Here is a 14,231-nt window from a genome sequence, read left to right as displayed (position 1 = left end):
ACATGCTCCTAAATGATTGAAAAATTAAGTAAGACGCTTCGTTTTTGACCGAGGTCGAGTCACTGACATCCCCAACGCCTTGAGGGTACTGAGGCCGTTGGGGAGAAACGATTCCATAAACGGATCTGTAACGACTTCGCGGAGAGAGTGGTGATACGGTTTAGTGAGAATGTCAGTGAGGCGACGCACAAGCCGCATCGTGATCGCCGTGACATTGATCACCGCTGGAACGGAGTCGGCGAATGCAATCGCCACGTCTGGGACGGCAGAAGCCACTTCGCGGCGGAGAACCTCTGCCAAAGGCGCATCGACTGGAGGAAAAATCAGGAAAAATGCTCCCTGTTCCGAGCGCCGCTGTCCACCCCATGGCACGGCCGGAGTTTGGCAATAGGCACCGGAGGCAATTTGGGCAGCAATCTCTTCTACCCGCGGACCCGGAGCGTCTGTGATCAGGGCCAAACCGCTCATAGTCACCGAACACACCGAACCGCGAATCGCATCCATGAACGTGACATTCGTTTTATCGATCGCATCCCATAGTTCCGGCAAGCGCTCGTCGAGTTGGCGCGCGATCACACTGGGAAGTTGCTTACCGAGAGCATGACAAGAATCTTCTATCCGCTTAATCAGCCGGACGAGTTTGCCATGGCAATAATCGAAGTCGGCTTCGATTGTCGCTTGCAGCCGTTCAAGTGCGGCAAGCTCCGTCTTGATCTCAGTCATTTCGACCGAAGAATTATGGACGGCAAAGGCCGCCCGACCGAGCCGGGCAAGTTTCTGGGCCGTGCTACTCCAGACTCCACGCAGGTGGCTCCAGAGATTTCCTGGTACAAGTAGAGCGTGTTGGCGGTGGAAGTCGAGCCGTGACTCGACGATGACTGATTGCAGCGACAACTCCCGCTGCGTTAGCAGTTCTAACTCGATTCGCAACAGGTCCAGCAGCCGCCGTTGAGCCTGCATCCGCTGGTCGAGAACCTCAAGCGTGGCCGCCGGGGCCGCCCAACTGTCTTGCAGTTCCTGAATCTTGAGACGCTCGCTCGCGCTACGTCGCACGAACACCTCAGCAGCATCCAAAAATGGGCAGGACTCCAATTCCTGCAGCAGCGAGTCTGCGGGCAACTTGTCAGCGTCGTCGAGAATTTGCTCAACGGTGCGACCAACGGTCGTGGTGCGATCATGGTCGATTTCCAGGCGCTGAAAGATGGAATCGGACGGCACTCGATCACGAACGAGCCGGAGCGCGGGCAAGTAGGAGTCCGCTATCACGGGAGCGATGTGCTGGTGATCGTTGAGCGGCGACCCGAACGCCGCCTCCCAGATGTGGATGTTTCCATATCGACCATTCTGCGCGCGGTTCGGAGCAGTCCTTTGGAGATTGTATTTTAGCCAACTACTCTGGGCGGCCTGCTCGATCTGCGCGAGATAACCGTCCCGCAATGACTCGTCGATCCCACACAGGGACAGTTCCAAGAGGCGCAAAGTACGGATGTGGCGAGCGTTGCGGTCGGTGGCGGTCACATAGGCCGTCAATTCCGCCAATGCCGCGGCTCCGTTCTTGAGAATCCGGTCGCCAAGCCCTTCATAGGTAAGCGGCCCTGTCACCAGGAAGCTGACGTGCGCGATCGCAGATGTGAACTGGGTTATGAGCGTGGCCAGGGCGTGGGCGACCGGCAATTCGGCACCGGAATACGTCCCACCCGCCGCCGAGCCTAAGAACAAAAAGAGGACTTCTTCGATAGCGCCCCCGGCTGTCTTGCGGATCGCCGGCAGAAGCTGTTGCTTGATGAACTCGACAAAGTCGCGAGATTTCACCAATTCCTGCGCCGCCAGACGACCGACCAGGATCGATTGCCCCATTCCTTCCGAAGCGGCCATGCCCCCCAACGAGCGCATTTTCTCGAGCATGCGTTTCGGCAGCATCTTGCTAAGTGTAAGCGCGGTGTGACCGTGACCAAGGTGGAAGAGCTTGATAGCTGGTTTGTGAGGAAGACCAGAGAGGGCGTCGATCTCTTTCGGCGCGTCTATGACCAGCACATAGGTGATGTGAGGGTAGATTGCCTTGATGTAACGAATCAGCCGTTGCGCGTGCCCGCCGATCAGCACGAGTACGGTTTGATGAGGCCGCCATTTATTGTTGTTGTAAGCCATGCTGGGTCGAACTCCTTGTTAAGGGCAGAAACACTGCGGGTAAGAGATGATGTAAGTAGTACACTTCGCAAAGAAGCTCAAGCGACTCCACCATTTGATTCTGCTTGCGAAATCGCGTTTTCTGTTTGTGCTGGTTGCAGTCCCGAGATGGCGTCGCGGAGTTTCTTGAGCGACAGCTCTAGGTCTATTTGTTTAACGGCATTGAAGTGCTTAGAACCGGTGATCTCCAAGATACGCTTCTCGGTTTTATCGAGCAATTTCAGGGTGATCTTCAAGGCCTTAAGGGCTTGTTCCGCGCTGGCCAAGGGCAATGGTCGCTTCGGGTCATTCATCGCTGCTTTGCGCTGAGCTTTGGGCAGCTTGAGAATCTCGTCGGCTTTCGAGAGACTGAGCTTCTTTGTTTTCACCAATTCGATGAGTTCTGGCTCTCCGGCCTTGGATATTTTCATGGCTTGCTTCATCAAGCTCGGAGAGAGGTTAAATGCCATTGCCAGAAGTTCGTTTGCGGGGCCGCGCAGCACGTCATCAATTGCCACGCCGCCTTTCATCCTAAGAGATGCCTGCTCGCTTGCCTCTGCGCCATACACGGTAGCTACAATAAGTGCATATTCCACGTCAGTCATACGGCGGCCATCGGTTGCTGTACGGTTCCTGTGTAGAACCCATTGCTTGGGCGAGAAACCGTTCAAATCGCAATCAGCAAATTGCACAGCGAGCACGGGAAGGTTGAGACTGACACAAGCTCGGATGCGGCAGCGGCCGTCGAGGACCTTACCCTCGTACAGCACAATCGGCACCTGTTGCTCGAACTGCTGGATGCTCAGCGTGAGGCGCTTGACATCGACCTCGTAGATCGGAAACAGCGCCGCGGCTGCATGCTCAGGCAAACTTGCTGCATGCTCCGGGGCAATCTCGTAAATAGCATGTCCCGTAAGCTTGTCGTGAGTTTTTTCGTCGAGATCAAAATTGATGTCTCGACCTTGCGAGGAGTTTGGCTTAGGGTTTGGGTCGGGGAAATGGCCGTTGAGGCGATTTTTGTGATCCATGGTTGCATCTTGGACGTTCGTTGCCACGTTCGGGGAATAGGTTAAGCGATTGACATTGCTAATTCGCTTCGACGATTAGTCGCTGAAAAAAGCCATCGCCGATGACTATTTAAATAATAGAAGCTTCGCTTTTTCAGTCAAGGGAATGCCAAGCAATTCGGCGAGATTACTCGTCTGTAAGAACGAGGGTGATAGGTAGGACGCGAGTCAGATTGGCAGACTTTCGTTCAGGTGTCGAAGTTTGCTGGACTACAAAGCGACCTGTCTTTTGGCTAACTGATGAAGATCTAAAGGAAATCCCTACAGAAGTTCCTTTGGTCAATTCTTTCAGAGATTTCGTGAGTCGTGATTCCAGCCGTAAAGTCCTCTTGGCTAGATTAATCGCATCAACTAGCTGCTTTTTAACACCGGCTTCGGTTTCTTTTGAATCAAGACGATTGAAGCGTTCGATGCATTGATTCAACTTTCGAGCGATTTTCAGGCGGAAAGTTCGAGGTCGGAGCGAATCCTGGACGATAGTGTAAGCTTTATCAACTATTTGCTTAGTGCTTGCAGTTGTTGAAAGTATTTTGTCTTCCTGCGTACGGACCTGTTCCTCGGAAGGCTGAATTGCAGCCCGGACGCGGGCAACTTCTGGATACTTTGTCTCATTGAGTGCACGTCCATGCGTTCGCTCGTAGGATGCCCATTGCTCGCGTAGCGGCACAATAAGCTGGTCCAGTGCCTCCAATGTTCGCTGCGCCGCCTCGGTCGGAGAGACATTTCGTGGAAGTTCGGGAAGACGTATCAGCAGCTCGTTGTTGGACACTTGGGAAGGTTGCCACTGTTTGTCGTGGAATGTCAACAACCTCAACTCAACCGTACCCCATTCGATATGACAATAATTGATGTTTTCCGCATCAATCTTTGCAAATGCAAGTTCAAGTGCAGCATAGTAATCCTCTTGCGGAAATCCCGGCGAGTTGCTAGAATAATTCCCAATCAAATGAATGTTCGATTTTTGAATTTGCTTGTTGGAGTGGCGATTTGATATAAACGCCCGCGATGCATCCGCGAAACTTTGAAGCAGTTCGTTATCGGGTTGCTGAAAATCACCTGATCGCACGACATCCGCTGCGATGAGCTTACCTTCCGCTGTCAGGATGGCCATGAGAACGTAGGCAGATTGGCTCTTCGCGTCGGATGAATTGCGCCCCTCCAAGGAATCCGGCAATGTCGGCGGGGTGACTACCATGCGAGTCGAGAGTTTCTCAGGAGTACGTTTGGCCATGCTTGTATCGATTTCTTGATATTGAGTTGGATGACAGCCTCAGTCAATAATGCGCGGAGATCAGGATGCAATTCCATCAAGGCTTGGAAAGGCCAGCTAGAGTCTTCATAGCCAAGGAAGCGTGCCTCTCTGTCGAAGCTGAAGCTGCTGCGCTTTACAAGAGCCGTTGACTGATCCGAGGTGTTATAAAGTATTCCAATGTGAATGTTAATGGCATCGACATAAGGAGAGCCGCCACCATTGCAAAACAGCATCCTCTCCATAGGTTGCTGATCTTTTAGTAACGCTTCAGCGTCTTCGCTAGGATGCCCCAACGTCAAGCGGTTTTCCTGCAATGGCCCAATCGGGCGACCGGTTGAGTCGAGTACAGTTCGCTCACGACGCATCGTAAATATCTGTTCGCGAATTCCTCGCCTACGAGGTAAGTCTAGCTTATTGAAGGGAATCTGCACACGCCCCGACGCAATCGCGGAGATCGCTTGCAGTGTCGGGGTTCGACAAGGCCCGAGGAATTTTGTTGTAGACGGGCGATTTACTTGAACAGACCAGCGTTTTTTGTCAAAACTAGGGCGTGACAGGATTTTCCAGATCGGGGTGGTCCAGATAAAGGCCGGCCGGTCGGTCGTCGTGCGGCGGAAGACCTCACCAAACATTTGGTTGATCCACTTGTGCTGTCGCGTCCAGTCGCGTTGCGATGACAGCGCCAAATGATGGCTGACCAGTTTCGTTAGACCTTTAGTCAATTGAAGCTCAAACTGCTCTTCTGTCCCTAGCCAAAGCACATGGCGGTAGCCCTGTCCTAGATCGTTGCCGCCAACTGGTTCCAGCAGAGGTTCCAGAAAGGAAATTCGGCTGCTGTAATCAAATAACGATCGACATAATTCATGGGAAGTCATTGAGTCACCAAAGTCTATGGAAGCCGTTGGTTCCCTGATGCCTCTATTTTATCGCGCGAATGCAAAGATTGCACGCTTTCAACTTTCGTCGCCTTCACGTGGGGGCTGTAACAAATGCTTAAAAAAACAATTATCGTCAAGTTTTTGCTTGTAACAAACAACTTGTAACGCTTTGACATTACGCATTAAAACGCAATTACTACAGCGAGTAAAGAACCTTATTTACACCTCAACTCGCCACAGCAGCGCTGGGCAAGGTTTCTACCTGACGTTCGTAGTAGCGGCGAACATACTCTAGGCGGGTCCGTCCGCCGCTCAGCACAGGCAACCCCTGCTCGCGCTCCTTGGTGACGATGGACCGTTCCAGTTCAGACCCGAAGGCGCTGGCGAGCGCGTCGGTTTCGTACCGCCACAAATCGGCTTCGCACTGCTCCTTGATCCAAGTTTTCAGACGATCAACGCCGTGAGGTAGCATGTGCATGGAGCCAATAGTTTCCTGACCAAGGTTGCGTGGGGGGCGCTGGAGCGCCGTGATTCGTTTACGAAAACAGGCGTCGATGTTTTTGCCCTGCCCTGTGTACCAAACCTCTTGCAGATAGCCACACTCGGTCAGCCATTTGCCCGCGCGGTCGAGAACACGGATCATCTGGCTGGGGCTGTAGTTCGGACAAAGTCCCAGCGTGCCGATGCAAAGTCGGCGGAGGTCGAACTTGGCAACCGGCGCGTGATAGAACCGTTTATCAAGGACTCGAAACAGCCGGAGTGGCACTTCGCGGCGACGCCCTTGAGCGATACGCCTGAAAAGCTGCATGTCGAGTGTGCGGATAAACCCATCCTGAAAACTTTTCCAGATCACTTCGGTCCAGGTAAACGTGCAAAGCTGCTGCTCGGAGCGGCCAGTCGCGACGCGACTCAGATCAAGTTGGTCTCGATTGCAAATCTCTACCTCCGTGATCAGATGGAAGGTCTTGGACTTATACTGTTTCTCCCCCTTGTCCCACCACGCGTTCTTGAACTTGAGGGTTGTGGCGGCGATGCGGTCGAGCGATTCCTCCAAACGCCGGTAAGCCCGTCCATCCGGGGGCCAGCCGATGACCTGACAGAGCCGGTAACGGCTGAAAGCGATCTTTGGTGACACGCACCCTGCTTCATAGGTTAAAGCTTTCATTCCCAAGAGCACTTGGTCGTCTATCGGTCGCGGCAGCCCCCATTTGTCTGAGCCGGTGATGATGAGCGTGCGGGTGACCTCGCGTTTAAGCCTCCGGTCGAACGTCGCATGTTCAACCTCCAGCGTTTTGCCCGTAGTGGTACTGATTGGCCCGAAGGGAAACTCGATCAGGTTCATTTCGTCCTTGCCAAATAGTGGTATGACCTTTCCTTGGTCGTCTCTCGCTTCTCTAGTCAAATTCCTCCCCATTCTTAATAAAGTCGCCCAAACGTTCTTTAATGTTAAGCTAGTTCAAGAGTTCCGCTCCGCCAACCGGCTGAATGTACTCGACAAAACGCTGCTTCCCTTGTCCGGCAACACGGCAAATCTTGTCTCAGGACACGGTACGACTTGCCTCTGAACACAGTAGCTTCCTGTCTGGCAACACGTTGCTCGCTTGTCTGGCGACACAGTAGCTTGTCTCAGAACACGGTAGTCGCTACGCCCGGCCCTAACTTCAAGTTCCTTGAAGTGACTTACCGTGAATTCGTCATCCTTGGCAAGCGGTTTTTTAGAGACCACACGCTCGCCGCTGCCGCCCGCCGAATGGAGTGAGTCATGTATTGCACGATGTAACTAGAGTGTGGACGATCGACGCCGTAAATATGACCTACACAGATTTTCACCGCCGGCGACGTTGAGTGTCGCGCGAAAGAGCTTCGGAATGCGCTGAAAACGAATTGTTGGATTTTGCATGAGAACGACAATCTCGACAACCCCTATCACGATGTCTGGCTGATTGGAGATTGCAGCGTGGCGAGCAACCTTGCTCCTTTAAAATAGCAATTTTGTCTTGGGTAGCGTCAACTTCTGTGAGTTCTGCTCCTGATTTTGACATTTGTTGGCCATGCTGGCTTGGCCAGCCGTACTATCGTGGCCAGCGTGCAAAGCTTGACCGGCTAGTTCGTCTATAATGGACAGGATGTCCTGCGATGCGGGCTCGGCCCGCAAATAGTGACTTGCCAGCATGGAAACTTCCGTGCAAGGCTCGTTCGTATGTTCATTACCTTCACAAACACCAAAGGAGGCGTCGGCAAGAGCACACTCGCCTCGCATCTTGCTATTTGGCTCTTTGACCGCGGTTTCAAAGTCGCGCTCCTCGACACCGATTCCCAAGGTACGTCGTCCGAGTGGCTGCGGCGGGCTGAACCCCAGATCACCATTCGAGCCACGAGCGACAGCGACGGCATCCAAAAATCTCGGGACGAGCTTTTAAAAAGCCACGATTTTGTGATCGCCGACGCGCCGGGCGAAGAAGGGGAGGCGGCCAATGCCGTGACGCTCCTGGCAGATATGGCCATCCTGCCCCTCCAGCCGACCAAGCCGGATGTGCGGGCTTTGAAAGACGCCCTGAAAACAATCCGCCTCGCCCACGCCGTGACAAAAGGCAACCGCCCGGAGACGATCCTGGTCTTCAACTGCGTTCGCAAGAAAAGCCTGCGCACGTCGGTGCTGCGCAAACAACTTGACCCGCTGGGACTGCGGGTCGCGAAAAGCGAAATCCGTCGGCTGGATGCGTTGGCCGATTCTTGTGATTCGGCGGTGACGCGCGAGAACACGCCTAAAAGTAAAGAAGCGGCCGCCGACATCGACGCCTTGTTCACGGAACTTTTGGGAGATCATTTAATTTCAAGGAGAACAGCCAATGAATAAACAACCTGATTTTGGAACCGACCTTGCTTCCCTGCAAGACAGTGTCACGGCGGAAGTAGGGGATGTGTTGCATGCGTTGCAACAGAAACGGTCTGTCGGTCGTTCGTCGAACGCCAAGCAGGAACCACGGCAAACCCCTCCTTCTCTGGCTACGACAATCCAGCCCAAAGCAGCAGTGTCATCCTCAGAATCTCATGCACCGCAGAAACGCAAGGCGAGCCGTAGTCGGCTCGTTCCCGAGCTGGAGCGCGACGATCCATTGGAAAACGTCACCACGCGGTTGCGACAAAGGACCAACAAACTATTAACCGAAGCGGCATTGCGTCAAAGACTGAAGAAGGAGACTCCGGCCACGCGCCAAGACATTGTCGAGGCGGCGCTCGGCGATTGGTTTCGCAAGCACGGCTACCTTCGCGCCCGTGAAGAGAATTCGGACGCCTGACGTTCCTAACCGAGTGCGCCAGTTGATTGCGTTGGTAAAACCATGTTATAGATGCATCTCAGAAGGGCTTTAGGATAGGCCCTTCGACTGTTGATGATCGTAAAACGCTTTGACAAGTTCCATCCGTTTGGAAGCGATTGCCCGAGGAGCATGGCCGCCAGCCATGCAAAAGGGGACGGTGTTTACCGCCCGTCATGATCGCTTGCCGGTAGAGCCGGATGCGCCTTACAGGTGCTTGTCCGTGCTCGAAGGAGGCTGTCCAGAGTAATCCTGCCAGTACGCGCTGCCTTTGTTTCGCAGCCAACCGACCGCAGAGTAATCCTGGATTTCTATCCTATAGCAATTTCTTTTTTCTCAAGCTCTCAGCGAATGGGGGCGATGCGGAACAACTTGCGATGGAGTTCTATCGCAAGCCGTCAGTTATCAAAGTTGGTGAGGCCATGTTTTTGCATGGCGTAATCCACACACGGGGTTCGCTTCCTTATCTAAGGGGCGTCCAACGTTGTCCAGCGTGGGGAGCCGCGCGCCTGGTAACAGGCCGCGCCGGGGAATGACATCCTCGGGTATCGCAGGAAGTCTGCGAACGCGAAAAGCTCAACCATTCAAAAGGCGAGAGATCGCTTGCTGGTAAGTATTGAGAGGGTCGATGCCGAAATCAGTTCGAGGCGGCGATAGCCGCATCGAACTGGGGACAAGCAACCGTTTCTCTGTAACCCGATCTTCTGGATTCGTAGGGGGAAATCGAGCCCTCTGACCTTATCGGTCAAACGGTCTCGGAAAGTAGGACGGCCTGACGGCCGCACCTAGAAACGTGATTGCCATGCTGGGCAACCAGCTCACCCACGGAACTCTCAAAATGAAGAAACTGACTAACGCAGGAACCACTGACGACGCCGGTTGGTAACCGGTGCGCGGCCTCGTCGGCCGCGTGCTTGAAACTCGTCAGTGGGGGAGTGGGCTGCAAGTAGGTAGCCGAAGCGACACGGGCGGAAGCCTGGGGACGTTTCGGACGATGGTCTTTGCGAAGGCAAAGACGCGGGCGGTCGCACGATACGACTCGCCAGCGCCGGGCAAGGCAGTCCGGACTCGTTGGCGCTTCGGGTGGCACCGAAGCAAGTAAGCCACGACGAAAGCAGTGACTGGCCTAAGGGCCAAACGGATGGACAATGCCGCGCACCTGACCGGGATTTGTATTCCCGGTCGGGTGGCGTGCGGCATTTCCTTGGTTGGAAGCATAGTGAGTCAAACGAATTGTCTCCGGGAGGAGATAATCCCTTTGGCAGCGAATCGAGGGTGGACAGTCGACGTGTACGCAGTGCATGGCGACGACACCCGCGTGGTTTTCGGTACAACGGTGGCATGGAATTGAGCGCAGGGCTGCTGAGAATTCAGCAGCCCTGCTGCTCGCGCCGCCGCAACCGCAAGGCTTTCGTAAGTAAGGTTCAAGGGATTTTGCAGAGGTTCCCGGAGCCTTGGTCGTAACTCCAGATGAGTCGCGACCAAGTGTAGAAGGATTTCGTTTCAGGGGCGAGTGATATGGACAAGCTCGCCCTTCTTTGCGACCGCTGGGGTAGGTCTAGCGGTCACCAAGGAGGGCAGTTCAATGGAGTATAAATACGAGGTCACAAGCCTCACGGGATTCTTGCAGCGGGTGGCGACACACCTCCTGCCGAAAGGGTATTATTTTTTTGTGCAGGGGACCTTGCCCGAGGGCAAGAACCCTGTCGCTCTCGACGTCAAGTTGCTCGCGAAGTATGATATTGCCAAGAGTGAAGGTGCCCGCCGCTGGCGGAAGCAGCAAGGACTCGGCAACGTCCAGTATGTTCGCTACAAGAATCACTGGGTACTGTTGGCGACTCACGGCGACCACGCCATCCGAGAGGGAGAAGGGAAGAATCTGAAGGACGCGCGGAGGGCACCGCTGCGCATCGGGGACTACGCTGTCTACGTGAAGCGTGGCAATTTCCTGCGCAAGGCACCCGAGGCGGATGCCGCGACGCCGGATGGCCGATGGCGGGTTCGGGTGCTGATCGCGCGCGAGCCGTACCGGGAACTCTGCGCCCGGTTCCTCGACGCGGCGCGACATCGCCGAGTCGAGGCGCTCATGGAAGAGTTCTATCGCCTTCCCTACGAACCCTACGCTCCCGTCAGGAAGCAACTGTTGAAGCTATTGCGACTTGTGAACACCGAGCGGCAGGCCGCGGGCTATCAGAAAATCCCGGTGTCCTGCCTGCGTTTCAAACGACAGATTGTCCGGGCATTCGGGCCTAGCTCACCTTTTCATTCGCAAACTATTGACGCTAGCGCTGACAAGTGCGCTGCGCAAGATCACTCATTCGGGATTGGCGGCTGAAGCCAAGCTGCGCTCATTCTCGGCGATCCAGTTGGACGCCTGTTGGACGACCGTCAACAGTTCGCGTTCATTCTGAGCGAAAAAGTTTCGCGACTGGCCACGACTGCCGCTGGAAAGGCTCTGCCACGAGCGGGTCAGCGAATAGTCGAAATATACGTATCCGGCGGGCGATTGTCGTCGCCAAATGAGCGCCGCCACGCTCCCGGCGTGGAGCGCGTGAACGGGCGTCTCGGCCGTTTGTGATTTTTTCTTTTTGGAATCAATTCGTTCGGTCATAGGTCTCCTTATCAAAAAAACTACAGCTAATATTCTCACAGGGACGCTTGCTACTCAAATTATTCGGGCTACGCCGCTGCTCTTGAGGAAGTCTGCATCGACCGTGCAATGGCTTGGAACAAACCCACCGTGGCGGAAACATCCCCGAGGGCGTCGTGGGCGGAGGCGGCGTGAAATGGGACGCCGTAGTGCCGGCAAAGGGTAGCAAGCTGGAAGTTGGCAGGTTCTGTTCCACCTTGCGATTGGGCATTCCACAGGGCAAGTTGCAGCGTGCAAAGGACGAGTTTTCGCGCAGGAAGATATACCCGCAAACGGTCGAACCACTCCGATATAAACGGACCGTCGAAGGCGGCGTTATGGGCGACGAGCTGCGCGACCTGATATTTCTTGCCGTCAGCGGTGAGTGCTGGCCGCGTTGCATGGCGACGCAGAAACCCGGCCAATTCCTTGGCGACCTCTGCGGGTTCGCGGCCTTCTTTGGCCCAGACACCCGGATGATAGCTGCTCTTGCGCAAGCTACTGGCTGTTGCAGTTTTGGAAGAAAATCTGATTTTGGCCTCAAACGCCTCGATCGGTTCTAGATCCTCTCCGACGGCGATGGCCGCTATTTGGATGATCGGATGACGTTTCGGGTCGATTCCGCCCGTTTCAAGATCGAAGAAAACTAATGTCTGGTTCATAGCCCCATGATGCCACGAAAAGTGGTGCTACTCAAATACGCCATTACAACTCTAGAAGCTCACAAATTGTGTATTAAATTGCGCAACGAAATAGCATAGTACGCAAGTCCAGTAAGACCGTTGGGGTTGCATCGATAATCAGAATAAACTTTTTTTCATAGTTGCTAGAAGGAAGTTCACGACAGGCGGACATCAAACTCAAACGCAACGCGGGTTTAGGAGCTAGCGTAATAAACTTCGTGGGCGGTTTGGAGACGTTGTATAATCCAGAGCAAGTAGATTTAGGCTTGCTGGTGAATACATATTGTGTTATCAATAAAATGAGGTTCGTATTCATCACGGAGAGAACTAACCAGTTAGCCTCTTCAACAATAGCTACGAAGATTAATGGCTCTCAGTACAACACTTGCCAGAGTAGGTATGTCCGCAGAGCGCATTGCAGAAAAGCTTCAGACACTACTTACCCAAGGGCAACCCTCGTCATAACTCAGTGTCTCCCATGACCTACTCAGTTCCAAGAACTTAGTGTAAGCCGCAATGAATCCTCCAATAGACCCATTCTCGCAAGCTTACCAATTGTAAGGTTAGACGAACCTAGTAGCAGCGCTCGCATGATGGCTAGACGTAACACGGAATCCTTTATGCACTTGTCAAAGAGCAGTCAACCAAAATCTCTAAAGTCCGGGCGGGCTATTCGGAGCCATAATGGCGTTGATAACCCCATACTGCGTCAAGCAATAATGCTGTGTCGGTAAATGTTACGGAGTTTACCAAGCTGCCTCAACAACTGAAGCATCGATTAATTTTGCGGTGCTTGCACCATGCCGTTGCCGATGTTATCAAATGACGCGCCGGGAACAAAAACGGCTGATGCGAGAGTTTTGGCTGCAAGGTTTTTGTTGGTTAAAACACCCGTAAGTTGCAACTGTTGTTGGGCCCACAAAGCTGCACATCCAGCTACGTGTGGAGTGGCCATACTCGTGCCTTGGAGTGTCTGCAATATGCTATTGCTGCCGATCCAAGCAGACGTCACACTTACGCCCGGTCCACATAAATTGCATTGTGTGTTTGAAAAAGCGGCAATGCTTAGGTTACCGGCAGCAGAACGCTGTAATGCTCCGACGGAGATCATACCATCACCCGCTGCTGGCGGTGCTACAGCGACTTCGTACGTAGGTCGATTGCTTTCATTACCTGAGGCTGCAATGATAATTGCTGCTTGTGAGAAGGCATTGGATTGTGCCAACAACTGGGTTAAGCTTGAGAATAAATTCACATTGGCCCGATATTGTTCAAGTGCGATTGACGTCACTGCTTCAACTGGTAAGCCTTGGTCAATCAATTCAGCAACGAAGCCAGGAAAGTCGATGCCCAGCGACATAGAAATGACATTGGCGCCATTTTCATAAGCCCAATTGATCGCAGTTGCCAAAGTGGCAGATGAACCACCACCAGGCCCCAGGACTTTTCCGATTAATGCCTTGGTGACACCCCGCGCCACACCAATGCGTAGTCCGTTAACATCCCTGCCAAAGATTGTTCCGGCACAATGCGTACCGTGACCTACTTCATCGTCATTACTTCCTTGAGTAAAATTGCGACGGACTAATTGAACCCCTTGAAAGGCGACATGGCTAGAGTTAATCCCCGTATCCAAAACGGCAACGACAACTCCTGCTCCAGTAAATGGGCTGGTGTGAGCTTTAACCGCTTCAACTCCCCATGTATTGCCGACTGCCGTAGGAGTTGGTTCGGGAGTTCCTACAGGCTCGATCAATTTTAGAGGCATGGGATCGGCCACCACCACGACTTCTGGATCGCGCTGCAAATCGGCTGCCTCTGCAGCCGTTAAATGAGCTTGTTCGAGAATAGGCTCAACCAATGTGGGCAAGCTTTCTAATCCGAATGGTCCAGCACCAAGTGGACCAGCGGTCCTAGTTCGACGAAACGAGAGCTTACTACGAAGTACAATTCGATCGGATGGACTCCCGTGCATGACACATTCCTTGGGTTGTGAAATAGGGTGATAAGTTACTCGGAGGAATTAATGACTGCGATACGTAACTTGCCGAATCGCCATATTCCGTGAGTGTCCGGCTTACAGCGTGCGGCAGCCTTAATTCAACACTCGTTATTATGTGAGGAGTACTAGGTGGGTGATCCCATGTCACGTGTTCGAATACCGAACTGCGTTGTTAGTTATTGGCCATGTCGAGAATCGGTGATTCTGGCATTCACTTGTAAAACGATATAGTCTTTC

Annotated in this window: 11 protein-coding genes; 3 read left to right on the top strand and 8 right to left on the bottom strand. The window is 53.5% G+C overall.

Annotated features, from left to right (window positions below; translation table 11 throughout):
- Positions 1–24: 24 nt before the first annotated feature.
- From SFX18_17670 to trfA, 5 genes are all read right to left on the bottom strand, one after another.
- The gene (locus tag SFX18_17670; GenBank protein ID MDX1964981.1) at positions 25–2,148 is read right to left on the bottom strand and encodes a tubulin-like doman-containing protein; all 2,124 of its coding nucleotides are present in this window, start codon (positions 2,146–2,148) and stop codon (positions 25–27) included.
- A gap of 77 nt (positions 2,149–2,225) precedes the next feature.
- Positions 2,226–3,221, bottom strand: coding sequence for a hypothetical protein (locus tag SFX18_17665; GenBank protein MDX1964980.1), 996 nt, complete (start codon positions 3,219–3,221; stop codon positions 2,226–2,228).
- 139 nt (positions 3,222–3,360) lie between these two features.
- Positions 3,361–4,464: a hypothetical protein gene (locus tag SFX18_17660; GenBank protein MDX1964979.1), complete on the bottom strand. Its 1,104-nt coding sequence runs from the start codon at positions 4,462–4,464 to the stop codon at positions 3,361–3,363.
- Positions 4,422–5,360: a hypothetical protein gene (locus tag SFX18_17655; GenBank protein ID MDX1964978.1), complete on the bottom strand. Its 939-nt coding sequence runs from the start codon at positions 5,358–5,360 to the stop codon at positions 4,422–4,424. The genes SFX18_17660 and SFX18_17655 overlap by 43 nt, the downstream gene beginning before the upstream one ends.
- A 229-nt stretch (positions 5,361–5,589) precedes the next feature.
- Positions 5,590–6,705 (bottom strand): plasmid replication initiator TrfA, encoded by a 1,116-nt coding sequence (gene trfA, locus SFX18_17650; protein ID MDX1964977.1) that lies wholly within the window; start codon positions 6,703–6,705, stop codon positions 5,590–5,592.
- 858 nt (positions 6,706–7,563) lie between these two features.
- On the opposite strand from trfA, the gene SFX18_17645 reads away from it, so the two are divergent.
- The 3 genes from SFX18_17645 to SFX18_17635 all read left to right on the top strand — a co-directional run bounded on the left by SFX18_17645 (position 7,564) and on the right by SFX18_17635 (position 11,015).
- On the top strand, positions 7,564–8,220 hold the full coding sequence (locus tag SFX18_17645; protein ID MDX1964976.1) for an AAA family ATPase: 657 nt from the start codon (positions 7,564–7,566) through the stop codon (positions 8,218–8,220).
- Positions 8,213–8,662: a hypothetical protein gene (locus tag SFX18_17640; GenBank protein MDX1964975.1), complete on the top strand. Its 450-nt coding sequence runs from the start codon at positions 8,213–8,215 to the stop codon at positions 8,660–8,662. The genes SFX18_17645 and SFX18_17640 overlap by 8 nt, the downstream gene beginning before the upstream one ends.
- 1,603 nt (positions 8,663–10,265) lie before the next feature.
- On the top strand, positions 10,266–11,015 hold the full coding sequence (locus SFX18_17635) for a hypothetical protein (protein ID MDX1964974.1): 750 nt from the start codon (positions 10,266–10,268) through the stop codon (positions 11,013–11,015).
- Here SFX18_17635 and SFX18_17630 read toward each other — a convergent pair.
- From SFX18_17630 to SFX18_17620, 3 genes are all read right to left on the bottom strand, one after another.
- Positions 10,995–11,291 (bottom strand): hypothetical protein, encoded by a 297-nt coding sequence (locus SFX18_17630; GenBank protein ID MDX1964973.1) that lies wholly within the window; start codon positions 11,289–11,291, stop codon positions 10,995–10,997. The genes SFX18_17635 and SFX18_17630 overlap by 21 nt on opposite strands.
- Positions 11,292–11,359: 68 nt before the next feature.
- Positions 11,360–11,971, bottom strand: a complete 612-nt coding sequence (locus SFX18_17625) for a 3'-5' exonuclease (GenBank protein MDX1964972.1) — start codon at positions 11,969–11,971, stop codon at positions 11,360–11,362.
- Positions 11,972–12,770: 799 nt separating this feature from the next.
- Entirely contained in the window at positions 12,771–13,862 is a 1,092-nt protein-coding gene (locus SFX18_17620; protein MDX1964971.1) for a S8 family serine peptidase, read from the bottom strand.
- Positions 13,863–14,231: the final 369 nt, after the last annotated feature.

The organism is Pirellulales bacterium (genome assembly GCA_033762255.1).
In the GTDB taxonomy this organism is placed as follows: domain Bacteria; phylum Planctomycetota; class Planctomycetia; order Pirellulales; family JALHPA01; genus JANRLT01.
This window is presented reverse-complemented; position numbering and strand designations above follow the sequence as displayed.